The sequence below is a fragment of the Providencia sp. PROV201 genome, assembly GCF_028479545.1.
Taxonomy (GTDB): Bacteria; Pseudomonadota; Gammaproteobacteria; order Enterobacterales; family Enterobacteriaceae; genus Providencia; species Providencia huaxiensis.
Genome location: NZ_JAMPNW010000001.1, coordinates 70,655 through 88,195, shown reverse-complemented (window position 1 = coordinate 88,195; position 17,541 = coordinate 70,655). Strand labels below are relative to the sequence as shown.

13 protein-coding genes are annotated in these 17,541 nt (G+C 41.3%); 8 read left to right on the top strand and 5 right to left on the bottom strand.

What is annotated here, in order from left to right; all coding sequences use genetic code 11:
- Positions 1-124 precede the first annotated feature (124 nt).
- The 4 genes from PR809_RS00390 to PR809_RS00375 are packed head-to-tail and all read left to right on the top strand — an operon-like array spanning position 125 to position 10,256.
- Positions 125-1,957, top strand: coding sequence for an AAA family ATPase (locus tag PR809_RS00390; RefSeq protein WP_229597569.1), 1,833 nt, complete (start codon positions 125-127; stop codon positions 1,955-1,957).
- Position 1,958: 1 nt separating this feature from the next.
- A complete protein-coding gene (locus PR809_RS00385) occupies positions 1,959-2,591 on the top strand; it encodes a 4Fe-4S single cluster domain-containing protein (RefSeq protein ID WP_204162588.1) in 633 nt (210 codons plus the stop codon).
- A gap of 16 nt (positions 2,592-2,607) precedes the next feature.
- Positions 2,608-8,907 (top strand): AAA domain-containing protein, encoded by a 6,300-nt coding sequence (locus PR809_RS00380; RefSeq protein ID WP_206275862.1) that lies wholly within the window; start codon positions 2,608-2,610, stop codon positions 8,905-8,907.
- Entirely contained in the window at positions 8,904-10,256 is a 1,353-nt protein-coding gene (locus tag PR809_RS00375; RefSeq protein ID WP_206275861.1) for a hypothetical protein, read from the top strand. Before PR809_RS00380 ends, PR809_RS00375 begins: the two co-directional genes overlap by 4 nt.
- Positions 10,257-10,358: 102 nt before the next feature.
- On the opposite strand, the gene PR809_RS00370 is transcribed toward PR809_RS00375, so the two are convergent.
- From PR809_RS00370 to PR809_RS00355, 4 genes are read right to left on the bottom strand one after another with little or no spacing between them, the layout of a single operon-like run.
- Positions 10,359-11,225, bottom strand: a complete 867-nt coding sequence (locus tag PR809_RS00370) for a metal ABC transporter permease (protein ID WP_096863947.1) — start codon at positions 11,223-11,225, stop codon at positions 10,359-10,361.
- A complete protein-coding gene (locus PR809_RS00365; protein ID WP_102139219.1) occupies positions 11,218-12,108 on the bottom strand; it encodes a metal ABC transporter permease in 891 nt (296 codons plus the stop codon). The genes PR809_RS00370 and PR809_RS00365 overlap by 8 nt, the downstream gene beginning before the upstream one ends.
- On the bottom strand, positions 12,105-12,995 hold the full coding sequence (locus tag PR809_RS00360) for a manganese/iron ABC transporter ATP-binding protein (protein WP_102139218.1): 891 nt from the start codon (positions 12,993-12,995) through the stop codon (positions 12,105-12,107). Before PR809_RS00360 ends, PR809_RS00365 begins: the two co-directional genes overlap by 4 nt.
- Before the next feature lies 1 nt (position 12,996).
- Positions 12,997-13,908 (bottom strand): metal ABC transporter substrate-binding protein, encoded by a 912-nt coding sequence (locus PR809_RS00355; protein WP_206275860.1) that lies wholly within the window; start codon positions 13,906-13,908, stop codon positions 12,997-12,999.
- A gap of 283 nt (positions 13,909-14,191) precedes the next feature.
- On the opposite strand from PR809_RS00355, the gene PR809_RS00350 reads away from it, so the two are divergent.
- On the top strand, positions 14,192-14,845 hold the full coding sequence (locus PR809_RS00350) for a transglycosylase SLT domain-containing protein (protein WP_102139216.1): 654 nt from the start codon (positions 14,192-14,194) through the stop codon (positions 14,843-14,845).
- Here the strand turns inward: PR809_RS00350 and PR809_RS00345 are convergent.
- On the bottom strand, positions 14,839-15,543 hold the full coding sequence (locus PR809_RS00345) for a MarC family NAAT transporter (protein WP_102139215.1): 705 nt from the start codon (positions 15,541-15,543) through the stop codon (positions 14,839-14,841). The genes PR809_RS00350 and PR809_RS00345 overlap by 7 nt on opposite strands.
- 467 nt (positions 15,544-16,010) lie before the next feature.
- Between PR809_RS00345 and fos the strand changes: the two genes are divergently transcribed.
- The 3 genes from fos (at position 16,011) to PR809_RS00330 (ending at position 17,478) form a co-directional block, all read left to right on the top strand.
- A complete protein-coding gene (gene fos, locus PR809_RS00340) occupies positions 16,011-16,424 on the top strand; it encodes a fosfomycin resistance glutathione transferase (protein ID WP_206275859.1) in 414 nt (137 codons plus the stop codon).
- A gap of 102 nt (positions 16,425-16,526) precedes the next feature.
- Positions 16,527-16,925, top strand: coding sequence for a hypothetical protein (locus PR809_RS00335; RefSeq protein ID WP_102139213.1), 399 nt, complete (start codon positions 16,527-16,529; stop codon positions 16,923-16,925).
- A 103-nt stretch (positions 16,926-17,028) separates the two neighbouring features.
- Entirely contained in the window at positions 17,029-17,478 is a 450-nt protein-coding gene (locus tag PR809_RS00330; RefSeq protein ID WP_102139212.1) for a methyltransferase family protein, read from the top strand.
- Positions 17,479-17,541: the final 63 nt, after the last annotated feature.

Below are 17,541 nucleotides of genomic sequence, written 5' to 3'. Positions count from 1 at the left end.
GCCTATATTCAGCCAAATGAGAATGTTCAGATAATTTAGTCGGAGTGCAAGATCTTGACGCCATCTGTGAGCAATTTCAGGTAAACTGCAAAAAATACTTTCATACTTAAGGGGTGCTATGAACATGGATTTTCAAAAACCGCGTTGGTTAAGAGACTTACTGCGATTTATTCCACTGAAAAGCCAGTTTGTCCTATTTGGTAATGTTCGTGACTTACAAGCCAGCGAAATTGCGCCGACGGTAGTGACACCGCTGCCATTTAACCAAGCACTCTTTAATAACTTATTTCAGGCTGGATATGCCTATGTGATCACCTACACACCACTTATTGGCTTCCAATGCGTGGCAAACTCCAAAGAAAACCCACAAGCGACTGCCACATTGATGCAAAACTTAGGTTTGCATATGGCTGATGATAAAGCCGCTGGTGGTATTGATATGCTAAATCATTTGCTGGAAAAATTTATTAACTACAAGCAGCAGCCAATTGCATTATGTATTGATTTCGCCTCTTGCTTGATTTCCCATCGCGATAATCTAACTCCGGCTGAGCACAGCTTATTTACTCGCGCTCTGGTGGTTTCTCATCAAGCCAAAGCGCGACCAACCGGGGAAAATAACCAGCCGTTCTACAATTCTATTTTTTGGATTGTGGAGAAAGAGACCGACCTGCCAGATTGGTTTTTAGTTAATAACCCACGAATAAGAGCCATTCCCGTGGCGAAGCCTGACAACCAAGTTCGTCGGGTCCTTACGCCAATGTTGCTTGCTTCCTTGGCGGATATTAATGGTATAGAACAGGCTGATAAAGATAGCTTATTTAATGATTTCATTGATGAAACAGAAGGTCTCTTATTATTAGATTTAACGGCAATAGTACAGCTTGCACGGATTGAAAATGTCCCTGTGACACGTATTAGTGATGCGGTACGGCGTTATAAAGTCGGCATAACGGAAGACCCATGGAAAAAAATTGATAAGCAGAAAATACATAACGCACCAGAGATTATTTCTCGCCGAGTTAAAGGCCAACAACACGCTGTCACCCATTTATTGGACATTATTAAACGTGCAATGACGGGAGTGGGGGGGCATAAAGGTGGTCGGCCTCGAGGCGTTTTGTTTCTAGCGGGGCCAACGGGGGTTGGGAAAACAGAGCTGGCGAAAACGGTCACTCAATTGCTATTTGGTGATGAAAGTGCCTACATCCGCTTTGATATGTCTGAATTTAGCGCTGAACATGCAGACCAACGCTTAATTGGTGCTCCTCCTGGCTATGTCGGTTATGACTCTGGTGGTGAATTGACGAATGCCATTCGTGAGAAGCCATTTAGCGTGGTGCTGTTTGATGAGATAGAAAAAGCGCATCCGCATTTAATGGATAAATTTCTACAAATTATTGATGATGGCGTATTGACCTCCGGCCGTGGAGATCGCGTCTATTTCTCGGAATCTTTAATTATTTTCACGTCAAATCTCGGTATTTATCGCTTGGATGCGAATGGTGAGCGAGTGGCAAATGTGCAACCCAGTGAGCCTTTTGAAACGGTGACACGCAATGTGAAAAGTGAGATCGAACGTCACTTTAAATTAGTTCTAAATAGGCCTGAGTTACTCAATCGAATTGGGGAAAATATTATTGTTTTTGATTTTATTCGCCCCGATGTGGCACAGCAAATATTCGAACAAATGGTGGGAAATATCCTTTCTGGTTTGGAAAAGCAATCACTGACTATTTCAATCTCACCACAAGCCAAAGAGACGTTAAAACAACATTGCTTAGCCGATTTATCTAATGGTGGTCGAGGTATACGTAACCAATTAGAAAGCTATTTAATTAACCCGTTATCTCGTGCTGTTTTCGACCAAGATTTGCAACCTAATTCAGCTTATCAAATTGTTGAAATTGCCACAGGCGAAACCACGCAAATCACGTTAGCCGTGATGAGTAATTGATGTGGTGAATATTAGTATTTCACGGATCCATTTCCCAATTACGGCCTTAGGCCCCGGAAAACGTATTGGTATCTGGTTTCAGGGATGCTCATTACGTTGTAAAGGCTGCCTTTCTCCTGATACATGGCAAGTGAAAGACAATAACATCACGGTAGAACAATTGTTGGAACAGATCACTGAGTGGCTACCGTTGGCAGATGGCATCACGATTTCTGGGGGAGAGCCATTTGAGCAACCTGAAGCCTTATTCGCATTAGTTAGTGGGATTAAACAGCTAACAGACGCGGATATTTTAGTCTATAGCGGTTATCAATGGGATGACATCGAAAAGCGTGTTTCACAAATGGCTCCCTGTATTGATGCCTTGATCAGTGAGCCATTCAAAGTGGATCTTCCGCAAACCCAAATGCTCAAGGGTAGTGATAATCAACAATTACATATGTTGACACCATTAGGAAAAGCACGATTTATGGCATATCAGCGCTCGACGACACCAGAAGATAAAGTACTGGATTTAGCGTTTGACGAGACTGGGCGGCTATTTTTGGCGGGTGTCCCTGAACGTAACGATATGTTGCGCCTACGTACCTTGATTGAGCAGCAAGACCAGTCTTTGCAACAACTAAAAAAATAATTAATTGGATGAATGGATGACCATGATACGTTTTTGCCCACATTGCCAAACAGAGAGACCATTAACTGAAATTTTTTGTGCGGGGCAAATTAGAACACCACAAGGAGATAATCAGTTTTGTGGTTGGGATTTAACCCTTGAAGCCATTCATGAATCTGGCTGGCGTCCTATTGATGAGCCCAATACATCGATTGAGCGTCCACAACTCAATATTGCTGAAAATAATCAAATTATTGAACAAAGAGTTTGTGTGAATGGGCATACCATGGATGAGGGGGATTTTATCTGCCTCGAATGTGGGGAAGATGCTGCGGTTGAGCCAAGCAATGCTGAGGAACAATCTCAACAACTGATAGGCAATTGGCGGCTTGAGCGACGTATAAATCAAAATGATAGTCTACGGGAGCGTTACTTAGTCACACATATTGAAAGTGAAAAAAGTGGCGTACTTACCTTATATCAAAAAGGTGAAGAACCTGATCCAACTATTTACCAAGTACTTCAATTGCTCCCAACAGACCACGTACCTGAATTTTATGAAACAGGCCGCTGGGAAAACCGTGCTTGGCATGTGACTGAATTACTGGAAGGTGGTTCACTCAGCCAATTTATTCAGCAAGGGGATTTTTGGCAACTTCATGAAATTCCGAAATTAGTTGAGGAAATGGGGAAAGCGATAGCAGCATTTACTGGACATGGTTTGCGCCATCGCAACCTATGTCCCGCTAATTTATTGATCCGCAGCCGTGAGCCTTTAGATATCGTTGTTATTGAATATGGCTCTGCGAGTTTGTCTGAATTTGACCTTGATATCGTGACCCCTTTGGATATTTCCCGTTATAGCGCACCAGAAACTTTAGCAGGCGGTGTAAGCGCTGCATCAGACTGGTGGAGTCTCGGGGTTATTTTATTAGAACAGCTAACCCGAGGGCAGTGTTTCGCTCAAGTTCATGATAATGCGTTTTTAATCCAAGTCATGACCAATGGCATTGATTTACCTGATGATTTAGACCCTAACTTACAATTATTATTACGTGGATTACTGTGTCGGGATCGTTTTATACGTTGGCAATGGCCACAGGTGTCAGCATGGCTAGAAGGGAAAGCCGCCCAAGCCCCACAAACCGCGATAGCAGGCTCGCCAGCTCAATACCATCAAGTCCAGTTTGCAGGTCAGCAATTTTCTCAGCCAGATACTTTTGCCATGGCTGCTGGTGAACAAGCTCATTGGGATGATGCTGTGCAATTTTTGTTACGCGGGGAGTTAACATCATGGCTCGCAAAATTTGATAATAGCCAGGAGCAGTTAAAGCAACTTCAGGGCTTTTTAGATAGTGAAAAATCGCTAGATGGATCCGTGCAAAGTGAAATTAATCAAGATATTAAGCTAACTTTAGCCTTAAAAATCCTCAACCCGAATATGCCATTTATTTATCGTGGCGAAATCATCACACCAGCGTGGTTATTAGAACAACCTATTCTTGCTTATACCCTCATTAGTGAACCATTAACTCAACATATTCAGAATATTGACCCACAACATTGGTTAGTGCAGCTCTACCACCGCCAGTGTTTAGTACGCCAACGCGCTGAACAATTGAATATATTACTCAATGAAGAAAGCTTGAAACTGTATTTGTTGATCACGTCAATAAGCCAGCTCGCTGCGCGTTGGGAATTGCTGCATAGCCAGTTTCCTGACGCTCATAACGAAAGCCTACAAGCCTTATTAGATAGACAAAATCGACAAGAAATTGATTATATTTTATTGCTAAGTGCTGATATTGGGCAATTTGTTTCACTGACCGCATTAGTCGAGCAATCTTTTGAATTAGCAAAACAAAATGATATCCACAGTTTTGATAGCGAAATAGCCAAAAACCAGCTTTTGTTACCAAGAGGGGAGCTATACCAGCTCATTAACCTCCGAGTCAGTGATTTTAAACGAATTGGGCTTCCTGAACTCGATAGTTGGGTGGATAACTTTTTATTAACGCGTCGCTTGCCATTAGAAAAAATACTTGTTTTGCTCGCTATTCCATTCGAACATTGGCAAGTCCCCGAGTCACAAAAATATGTTCTTGAAGTTCTAAGGTTTTTTACACAAAAGCTCACGTCAGTGACACAACGTGGAAACCTAGTGCGCATGCGTTTAACGCAAAATACTGGGCGAGTCGATTTAATGGAATGTGATAGCCCGGTTCGCCGTGCGAATATGCTACTCGAACACTTATTGAACCGTAAAAAAAGTGCGGTTAGCATTGATAGTGATTTATTATTGCAGCATCGGGGCGTCAATAGCCGATTACGGATCCTACAATCAGATACGCAGTTATATCAACGGGATACGGGTATTGATGGCATGTATCTTGGTTTCCCATTCTTATTATTGCACACACAGCCGAACCAAATTAAACCGCGAATAGCGCCTTTATTTTTATGGCCGGTTTCGTTGCGTACTTCTTTAGCTCAAAATAGCCCCATTCAGCTTAGTTTTGATCAGGAGCGGGGGGCAATACGCTTAAATCCAGCACTCGCAAGCTTTGCGGGTATACCTTCAGTGACTGAATGGCAAACAGTATTAGATAATTTATTATCTAAAGCGGGTTTAACCATTGAAGATATGATGGAAACACTTGCGCCTTTATTACCGATACAAGGTACGGAACTGACGCCACTTCCGTCGATCACGACCCCAATTGCAGAGAACAGTGCACAAATCTGTTGTTCAGCGGTACTCTTCCATACCTCGTTTATTGGCCAGGCGATGAGTAGCGATCTACAGCAAATTGCTGGGCTACCTATTTCCCAAACAGCCTTAGCGACAATGCTAAAAGTCTCACCGCTCAATAGCACGAGCGAAACGCAGCCAGATAATTTACTTAACCAGTATGCGTTGTCATTGGCCGATCCATCACAAGAACAAGTTGTTCAAGCTGCACAAGCGAACACGGGGCTGCTGATTGAAGGGCCGCCAGGGACAGGGAAAAGTCAAACCATCGTGAGTTTGATTGCGGATGCAATAGGATGTCAGCAAACCGTTTTAGTGGTATGTCAAAAACCTGCGGCATTAGAGGTGGTCTATAAGCGTTTGATTGCTAATGGATTAGGAGATAGAGCGCTATATATCAGCCAAGGCCAAAGAGGCCGTGACACTATTTTGGCAGTGAGGGAGCAAATTGAGCAACTTTGGGAACAAGAAAAAAGCCAGCTCAGTGAGCGTGATTGGTCAGGAGAAAGAATTCATCTTGTTAATCGCGTTCAGCTATTTGAACGAAAATTAGACAGCTACTTTCACTCGATGAATAATATCGACGAAAAGTTTCAAGTTTCTTATAAACAAGTATTAACTCAATTGATTGAACTTGAAAAGCTTCCTCATTTTGATATTGATGAACAGAAAATTAAGCCATTATTAGCGCAACTTGATAGCCATACGATTGAGCAACTAACGGATGACTTGAAGTTACATGCATATACTTGGTGGCAATTGGATTATGAAAATAATGCACTAAACGCCTTAGCACAGTTTACGGTAGAAGAGCCTCAATATTTATTGTTTAATCAATCTATTACAAGGTTGATTGATACTGAAAAACAGCGTGATGAAGCTTACCAAACACAATATCAGCAAATCACGTTGACTCAATTATCGACTCATGAGCAATGGCTAATACAGCATGAAGCACAATTTAACCAATTAACGGCTGAACAATGGCGGGACTTCTCCCGTTGGTTACCTCTATTTAGCAGTGAAACGGGAAATTCCATTATTCGCCAACTTGAGCTGTTGTATCAGCGATTATTATCGATTAATGCAGAAAATATCGACCCGTTATTATTCCCTGTGTTTAGGGGGCTTGATAATCAGCATCTTGCCCAATTATCGCGAGCATTGATGGAAACAATGCAAGGGTCATGGTTACGTTTCTTGAACCCGTATTACTACCGTCGGCAAAACCAATTGCAGTCATTTATGGCAACGAGTGGCTTAGCGTCGACGACTGAAAAACAGACGTTAGTGCTTGACACCATTGGTGTTGAGCAACAATGGCGCTTACTTGAAAAAGAATTACAACCATTATATCAACAGCTTGGTCTTGAACTTCAGCCAAACCACCAGTGGCGTAGCACATTGCAACCGCTGGTCATGCAATTAAAACGAGTGGCAGATATGGCTGAGCTTCTCGCTCAGTATCCTGAACCTGTGCATTTTATAGACGCGATTATTCAGCAACAAAGAACGGGGTTTACTCATCAATGCTGTGAAATCAGAGCGGCAATAGCCAAATTACGCGCAAGAACGGAAAGCTTGAACCAACTGAGTGAGCTAGACAGTGTATTTTCACCAGAAACAGTTGAACGGTTTAAAGTGGCCGTGGCAAACGGCGAGTCATATACGGCTGAACTGGTGAAAATAGAGCAACAAAAAGAAAATTTATTGCGTTACCAATCATTTAGGTCGGATACGCAACACTTTTCACAACAGCATTGGGGGCTCCTTGTGCTATTAAAACCGGCAATCAAGCAGCTTATTGCCACTGACGGTTTCACAACGCAATGGCGAGAACAATTAGTCCAAACTGTTAACTATTACTTCTGTCTGTTCACTAAAGCGCAGTTAGTGGCAACATTGCCTGCATTAAGTACCAACCACGACCAGCTGATGTCGGATCTAGCCGAACTAGAGAATGCCCAAAGACAATTACAACAATTCAATAAATTGGCATTGACGGCGAATATAGATATCAAAATGTTAGGAAACCGCCGTGAATGGGAAGAAATTACTCGTTTAGCAGGGCCAAGAGCTCGACGTTTGAGGGAGTTTATACAAGAAGGTAGAGATATTGGGTTAATGCAACTACGGCCGGTTTGGTTAATGACACCCGATGTTGCGAGCCAAGTACTTCCACTTGAAAGCGCTATGTTTGACAGCGTAATCTACGACGAAGCCTCACAGATGCCAATTGAATTTGCATTATCGACCTTATTTAGAGCCAAACAGGCTATTGTGAGTGGCGATGAAAAGCAAATGCCGCCATCAAAATTTTTCACAGGTAAGCTAATTGAAGACGACATTGATGACGAAGACGATGACCAACAAGAATTGGCGGGAGAGCAATGGGATTATCGGCAAATCAGTGATTGTCCTGATTTATTGCATTTAGCGCGAACCGTATTACCTATTCATACATTGGATATTCATTACCGTTCTGCCTATCGAGAACTAATCAATTTCTCCAATTTTGCTTTTTATGAAAATAGGCTCAACATCCCAGCACAATTTTCTGCCAAAATGGTCAGTGAAATTAAGCCATTACAGCTTATTCCAGTTAATGGTACCTATGTTAACCAAAGCAATGAAGCTGAAGCTAACGCCATCGTGGAACATTTGGCTTCAATGTGGCAACGGCCTTTCGAGCAGCGGCCTTCTGTGGGGGTCGTCACGTTTAACCAAAAACAAGCAACATTAATTAACCAAATAATTCAATTACGTGCAGCACAGGATGAAGGCTTTCTTCAGGCGTATACGCAGGAAAACCAACGCACTCATGATGACGAAGATATGTCATTTTTTGTGAAAAATGTGGAAAATGTACAAGGTGATGAAAGGGATGTGATTTTATTTTCTACCACATTTGGTCGTAATGCGCAGGGGACATTCAGGCGTAACTTCGGGGTACTAGGGCAAACTGGTGGAGAACGGCGTTTAAATGTCGCTATCACTCGTGCTCGCCAGCAAGTTGTGATTATGACATCGATGCCAATAGATGAAATTTCTGATTTATTAGCCACTTACCGCAAACCGGAAATCCCACGAGATTATTTACAAGGCTATCTGGCTTATGCATTAAATGCATGCAACCCATTGATGAAAAAAGAAAATGAAAAACTACTCCACCGCATGTGCCATACACAGTCTGCGGTTGGTAGCGAAGCACTCCCACAAAATGCGTTTGTCGATTCGGTCATGGGCTTTATTCGGCAAAGTGGCTGGCAGGTGACCACCTCAAGCCAAAATGGGGTATTCCATTTTGATGGAGTTGTTGAGGAGCAAACCAGCGGCCGTTTGCTCATCGGCATTGAATGCGACATGCCATCACACCCACTATTGAAAACAGCCCGTTCTAGGGAACTGTGGCGTAGCACTGTTCTGACGCGTGTGGTACCCGCACGCTATCGAGTGTCTATTATCGAATGGTATCAAAATCGCGATTTGGCACAGCAACAACTGCATGATGCCATTTCACAGGCTTTATTAACCTCACCACTCTCTCAAATAGAGAGCCAAAATCCGCAAGAAGGTGCGTTATGAGTTCATCGGTTCATCGTATAACTGTTAGGGAAATGAATGAAATTCAGTGCCGGCGTCAGCTTGCGGTAGCTAAACGTCGATTTAAACAGTGGCAAGTATTGGCAAATAGTAGCCAATATCATCAGTCGCGTATTGCACAAATCACGCAAGCTTATCAGCAGCTAATGGAAAATGCTGCTCAGCTTGCCACATTGTCATCACGCAATTTAAGCTTGTTGAATAACCAATTGGTTGAGTTCACTGGGACACTGAATAACGAAGTACAGGAAGTTCGTGAGCAACAACTTGAAAAACAAGCGCTATTAGCCCGGACAAAAAAACATAGAGAACATAATTTGGCTGAGTTAATCACATTGGTTCGTGAAAAATTGCCAAATGAAGCTGAACTACTTACACAATTAGTTTCGGCAAGTGAACAGGATGAAAGCCAATCTAATAAACTGATTTTTAAAGCATTAGCTATATTGAGCCAGCAATCAATGGTGCTAGCGCCAACAGCAGCGGCATTATTGGAACAGCTAAAAGCACAATCTGAAGGTGTAAAACAATTTTGGCAATCAGGCTTACCTCAAACACCGTTTGCCAAACAATGTGAACAGATCCTATTGATGATTGAAAAGCTGAAATTGATGACCTCAATTGATGATGCTCAACGTGCTGAGCAACAACTGGTTGAGCTTTGGGAGCTTAAAGAAGGCACACAGCGTCATTTACGTGCCGACTCATTGATCATGACATTGGCGGAGCAATTAAAGTTAAGCCAGCAACGCGTCGAACTTATCGATAAAATTGAACAGCTTTGTGATGAATTGGCTATTTTTGCGAGTGACGAAAATGAAGCCATGATTTCGAGTGCGTTAGCGAGTATACAATCAAGCTCGATAGAAGCGTTAACCACATGGGTCGATAAGCTAGGCAGCGCAGTGAGTATAGCCGAGCAACAAGTTGTTGCTGCTGCACAAAGGAAAACGGTCTTAGATGGGTTAGGGAAACTCGGTTATCAAGTTCAAGATACGGATGTTAAAGCATGGCTTGATGATGGCAAAGTGGTTGTCACACATCCTGCCACGCCGGGATATGGGCTTGAATTAGGCGGGAAACAAGCGCGTTTTCAAGCGCGTACAGTGGCTTTTTCTGCAGGGCGAGATAATTCACGAGACCAGGATGTTGATGCAATTTGGTGCAATCAGCACCAACAATTACAAGATATTATTGCCCAAACAGATGCGGAACTTGTTGTTGAACAGGCGATACCAGCAGGAAGTGGCGAAATGAAAGTGTATGAAACTCAATCTGAAGAGCAACGTCGCAATATTGCTGTAAACCACCCCAAAACACGCAGTAAGTAAATATGGCTAAAAAAGCTTTAGTCGCATATTAGGAAATTATTTAAAATAAAAAGCTGAATTCGTTAGGCGCGAATTCAGCTTTTTTGTTATGTCTGCCATTTATTATGCGGTATGCATACTTTGTGGGTTTGTTTGACTTCTTTTACGTGCCAGTACTAGCTTGCTATAGAGCAGGGCTATTACGAAATAAACCGCTTGAGTAACGACTATGGTTGGCCCGGTTGTCGCATTGATGTGAAAACTCAGGATAGTCCCAATAACACTCGATGTTACCGAAGCGATGATGGCGACGACGAGCATTTTGCCGAAGCTCCGACATAGAACAAATGCAATAATCCCCGGTGAGATCAGCATGGCAATAACTAAAATGATCCCAACCGCTTGCAGTGAAGCGACAATGGTTAATGCAAGTAAAGACAGTAAACCATAATGGATCAGTTTGACGGGTAGGCCAATCACACGGGCTTGGTTTGGATCAAAACAATACAGCATGAAATCTTTACGTTTCAGTAAGATAATTGCAATAGTTACCCCAGCAAATAACAGAATTTGCTTAAACTCGCTATCCGTGATCCCTAAAATATCACCAAATAAAATATGCGTAAGGTGCTGCTCGGTATCTATTTTAGCAAACATCACCAAGCCAATAGCAAACATTCCTGAAAAGACGATACCCATTACGGTATCTTCTTTTATCCGACTATTTTCTTTTAAATACCCCGTTGCGACAGCGCAGAATAAGCCAGAGGCAAACGCACCAATAGCCAAGGGAATACCTAATAAAGAGGCAATGATGATCCCGGGTAACACTGCGTGGGAAATAGCATCTCCCATGAGTGACCACCCTTTTAATACTAAAAAGCACGATAAAATGGCACACACAGTCCCACTCACAATTGCGGTGATCAAAGCTTTTTGCATAAAAGGAAATGCAAACGGAGCCATCAATAAGTCAATGAAATCACTCATGAGATGCTCCTTGTTGGTGTGATTGATGCAGCCGAGCTACTTCCTTTTTTGCTTTACGTTTTGAGGCAAAAATACCGTGTTTAGGCGCAAAGAAAAATGCTAGCAGGAAAATAATGGTTTGTAGGGTGACAATTAACCCTCCTGTAGCACCATTAAGGAAATAACTGATATAAGCGCCAACAGCACTGGTTACGGTGCCAATTGTGACGGAGATAATGAGTAAGCGTTTAAATTGGTCAGTTAATAAATAGGCGGTTGCACCTGGCGTGACGACCATTGCGATAACAAGAATAGCGCCAACTGTTTGCAAGGCAGCAACGGTACAAGCACTTAATAATGTGAAGAAAATTATTTTTAGGCGTAATGGATTCAAGCCAATTGACCGTGCGTGACTTTCATCGAAAAAAACGGCTAATAAATCTTTCCATAAACACAACAGAATAATAAATGAAACGCCGATAATAATTTCTACTTGTAATACGTCAGAATCCGCAATACCTAAAATATTACCAAAAATAATACTTTGTACATTCACAGATGTTGGGTTCAATGAAACGATCAACAAACCTGCCGCAAAAAAAGTAGAAAATATAAAGCCAATAACAGCATCTTCACGCAAACGAGTTAGATGTTTTATTAATGTCATGGCAAGTGCTGCAAGGATCCCGGTAAAAAAGGCGCCTGCCGCATAGGGTAAACCTAAAGCATAAGCACCAGCCACCCCAGGGACAACGGAGTGGGAGAGCGCATCTCCCATTAATGACCAGCCTTTTAGCATCAAATACGCTGATAAAAATGCACAGACAGCACCAACAATGGCGCTGACCCAAATGGCTTTTATCATGAAATCGTATTCAAAGGGCTGTAATAACATCTCAATCATTCGGAACCCTTAGCTTGGTTTTTTCGAACGGGAGCATCATGGTCATGACCATAGAATACAGCCGCTCTTTCATCATCGGTAATGACGGTGACAGAGCGTGGGTCATCGTCGTCATGAAGCTCTTGACCTGACAGGTTAATATGACGCAATACACCACCAAACGCGTTTTGTAGATTACGCTGTGTAAACGTGGTTTCGGTTGGGCCACTGGCTAACACCGTGCGATTGATTAAGATAACATGGTCGCAAAACTCAGGCACACTACCCAAGTTATGAGTTGAAACGAGGATCAGATGGCCTTCGTCACGCAAACTACGCAGTAGGTCTATAATGGCATTTTCAGTTTTAACATCAACCCCAGTAAAGGGTTCATCAAGGAGTAAAACTTTACCTTCTTGTGCGAGCGCTCGAGCTAAAAAAACCCGTTTTTTCTGGCCACCTGAAAGCTCGCCTATTTGGCGATGTTCAAGCCCTGCAAGGTCAACCCGTTCTAATGCCATTTTGACCGCATCTTTATCGGCTTGTTTAGGGATGCGAAAAAAACCCATTTTGCCATAACGCCCCATCATCACAACATCAGAAACGAGAACGGGGAAGTTCCAGTCAACTTCTTCCGTTTGTGGGACGTATGCAATCACGTTTTCTTTCAGTGCCGTTTTTATTGGCTGATCATTTAATGTCACACTGCCTGAAGATGGGGTGACAAGCCCCATAATGGTTTTAAATAGCGTTGATTTGCCACTGCCATTTACGCCAACTAAGGCACAAATAGAGCCACCAGAGATAGTAAAGCTTGCGTCGTAGATAGCGGTGTGACCATTATTATATGTTACAGTCGCATCATCGACGATAAGATTCGGGTGTTCGAATTGACTTGAATGATTCATATTACTGTGAAAATCCTTTCGCTATCGTGTCTACAGTCGTATTTAAAAGATCTATATAGGTTGGTACTGGGCCATCGGCAGTTGATAATGAGTCAACATATAATATGCCGCCGTATTTTGCCCCGGTTTCTTTACTGACTTGGCGAGCAGGCTTATCAGAAATTGTACTTTCACTGAATACCACAGGGATGTTGTATTTGCGGACAGTATCAATCACTTTTTTCACTTGTTGAGGAGAGCCTTGCTCTTCTGCATTGATTGGCCATAAATAGACTTCTTTAAAGCCGTAATCTTTCGTTAAATAGCTAAATGCGCCTTCACTTGAGACTAACCAACGTTCATTTTCTGGAATACGGTTTAAGCGTTCACGTAAAGGGGTATCAAGCTCTGCAATTTGCTGCGCATATTTTTTCGCATTGGCATTATATGTTTCTGCATTTTCAGGATCATATTTAACTAGAGCTTGGCGAATATTTTCAATATAAATTTTAGCATTAGCAGGAGACATCCAGGCATGTGGGTTCGGGTTGTCTTTATACTCACCTTCACGGATTGGCATTGGCTCAATACCTTCAGTGACTACGACAGCAGGGACATTCTTAAAGTTTTCAAAGAAACGTTGGAACCAAACTTCCAAATTCATCCCATTCCATAAGATTAAATCTGCGTCATAGGCTTTCATAATATCTTTAGGCGTCGGTTGATAACCGTGGATTTCTGCTCCAGGCTTCGTTATAGACTCGACAATTGCCGCATCTCCAGCTACATTTTGAGCGATATCTTGGATAATGGTAAAAGTGGTAACGACTTTAAATTTTTTAGCAAAAGCCGGCTGACTAAAAAAGATGACTGCTATCAAAGCAAACATACTGGTTAGTAAAGGTGCAGATAATCGAGATACGTTCTTCTTCATAAAAGTTGACCCTGATATTATTGGTTTAGCGTTTTTTAACATACAGTTGTTAAGGTTTATAACAATTATATTTTATATCTCAATTGATAATGATTATCAATATCAATTGAGGAAAATAAACATAAAAAATGTGGAATAGCATCATTCGTCATTATGGGCTTCTAAGTCCCATGGTTATTTGTATGACTAAAACACGTCCTGAAGTAAAAGTTAAGTAAAAATTATTTTATTTTTCTTAGGATTAGTTATTCTGCCATCGGCTTCCATCGTAGAGGATTCGACAGTGAAAAAAATAATTGGCGGCACTTTTGCGCTACTGCTACTTGCAGGTTGTTCAAGCGAGCCAGATAGGCCTGTAACAAAACAGCGGATGCTAGAGCCTACAGGGCCTGTAACAGCACAAAATACGACATTCCCAAGAACGCCTTTTGATGAGTTTATTCGTGAGTCTGCGGCTCGTTACAGTGTTGATGAAGCTTTAATTAGGGCCATTATTGAGGTCGAATCCAACTTTAGGCCTGAAGTTGTCAGTAAATCAAATGCAATAGGTTTGATGCAGATTAAAGCTTCGACAGCGGGGCGTGACGCATATCGTTATCAGGGAAAGTCGGGGGAGCCGAGTTCTCGTGACTTAAAAGATCCACAAAAAAATATTGATATTGGTACAACTTATATTCGTATTTTAAAGGAGCAACATCTTGCTGGAATTAGCCACCCTCAGACATTATATTATGCAACGGTTGTCGCTTATGTGAACGGGGCGGGGGCATTATTAAGAACATTTGATAATGATAAAGGCCGGGCGATTGCAATGATTAACAGCTTATCGCCGGAAGAATTTTATCAACACGTACAAACAAAGCATCCTGCACCGCAAGCCCCACGCTATTTGTGGAAAGTTAAAAATGCTTACAATGCATTAGCGATGTCTTATTGATATTCCTTCATTAAATATGGGAGCTGCGCGACAATTTCAACAATGCCGTTGATAACAAATTGCACTCCCATACAGATTAATAAGAACCCCATCACCCGAGCGATTGCATCAATACCGCTATTACCTAACCACCTCATAATCGAAGTTGCGCCTTTTAAACCAATCCAAACGATAAAGCTTGCAATAAAAAAGGTGATAACGGGGGCGACTTTTAAAACCCATGGAGCGAAACTAACATTACCTTGTAATGATGCAGTGGAGCTGATGATCATGGCGATAGTGCCTGGGCCAGCAGTACTCGGCATCGCAAGGGGAACAAAAGCAATACTAGGGGATTCTTGGCGTTTTTTGGGAACATTCGGGTCATCAAGGGCATTGGTAGTCGGGTCTTCCCCAACATCACTGCTAGGAAACAGCATGCCAAAGCCAATAAATGCCACAATTAACCCACCTGCAATTCTAAGACCTGGTATTGATATTCCAAATGTATTCATAACTAACTGGCCTGCATAAAAAGCGATAGTCATAATTGCGAACACATAAATAGAAGCCAATAATGATTGATGGTCACGCTGCTCTTTTGTCATATTAGCAGAAATACTTAACATGACCGCAATAGCAGTTAAAGGGTTGGCAAGAGGAAGTAGTAGCACAAGACCAATACCAACGGCTTGAAATAGTTCAAAAAAATTTGTCATGGAAGTTTGATTCAAGCTCCTGATTAATGTAAATAAAACACCTTATCTCAAATGATAGCAAAATTTCTTATAGATCTGTAGGTTAGCATTTATAGCTAGAGGGATACTTTATGAAAGGGGACGATTACAGTACTGATGGGTAAGAATTAATATCAACTATCATTTATTAGCTTGAAGATAATTGGAGTTGTTCACATTAACTGTGGATAACAATGGCCTTCATCTGTGAATAACTTACTTTATTTATTAAATAACAATGGGATATTGAGTTGTGGTAAAAGTATTCAATTTTTACAGGCAAAAAAAAACCTTTTTATAGGGGGATAAAAAGGTTAAGGGCATTTCGTAACAGGTTGTCTTTAAGTTGATATGGAATGTAGTATATCTGCTGCAATGTTATTTACTGATAATTTATGTAAATTCATTAAAAGAATTCAATGTAATAGGCAACCAAAGAGTAAAAAAATATGTTAAACGGAATCAACCACTTAACGTTAGCTGTAACTGATTTGGATAAAAGTATTGGTTTTTATCAATCACTACTTGGTATGAAGTTACATGCGAGTTGGAAAAAGGGCGCCTATATATCCTGTGGCGATTTATGGTTATGTCTATCATTAGATACAACTCGCCAATTCTCGTCCCCAGAAAAAACGGATTACACACACTATGCCTTTAACGTTGATGCGAAAGACTTTCTTATCGTTGTTGATTGGCTAATGCAAGCGAATGTCATTGTCTGGAAAGAAAATAAAAGTGAAGGAGATTCTTTTTATTTTCTTGATCCAGATGGCCACAAATTAGAATTACATGTAGGCGGTTTATTACAACGCTTAAAGAGCTGCCAAGAAAAACCGTATGAAGAAATGAAATTTTATTAAAAAAGTCATGGATTTCTTTACAAAGGATTTTTAATTTTAAAAATAGCTTTACGCAGAGTTGTATATCCTATTTTCAGTTAATTTTGAGTAATAGGAAAAAGAATGAAAAAACTTATAGCGACATTAGCCGGGGCGTCTATGCTATTAGTTTTGGCAGCCGCCATGTTACTAATCGTTTTTCCTCAGCAGTGGAAGCAAAGTATTTATCCGAATATATCCCAAGCCTTACCAACATCGCTCAGTGCTATTTTACCGCAGGGTTTAGCCAGTAATGATATTTGTAATAGCTTAGAGGATAACCTGCAAAGTTTTACGGATTATCTTAAAGTGAATCAGGACATTGTTGATGTTAAGGGAATGAATAGCTTAGATGAACAACTTGCCAATATTCAAACCAGAATTGATTCTATGCCCAGTGATGTGCGAAATTTAGTTTGCCAGCAAGAATATAGTAAACTAGAAGGTTTAAAGAGTGTGTTTTCCTTAAGTCCCAATAACTAATTATTTTTGTCGTTAATATCATTCCTCTATATGTTCCTCCACTCAAATTTATATATTCATTTATGGTATGTTAATAGCATCATTTTGGCTTGTAGGTAACATGATGAATATATTTAAATTACCATTATTGAATTGGTTAGTCGCTAATGGGGTAGCTGTATATTTTCTTTCCAAGCAAGGTCTTTTAGATTGGACGTTTTCTGGTTGGATGGGGATCTTAGGTATCTTAGTGGCACTTGAAAGTGTCAGTTGGGTCGCGACAAGCCTTTATTATTTTTATAAACATAAAACATCACCAAATCCTACTGTAAAGGCAACGCATTTAGTGACTAACGGGCCTTACCGATTTTCACGTAATCCAATGTATTTAGCTTTCACATCAATGAGCTTGGCTTTAGCTTTCTTCTCGCACTCTTCTTATTTCTTGATAGCGGGTTTGGTCTTTTGGTTAATTACCGACTTGTACACTATTCCGCAAGAAGAGCGATTTTTAGCGGAAAAATTCAATGAAGAGTGGGAGCGTTATCGCAAGCAGACACGACGTTGGCTATAATGACTAAAGAATTAGTCGTATCCAGTGGATCGCATTGGTATCGGCTTTCTTTCGCGAAAAAAG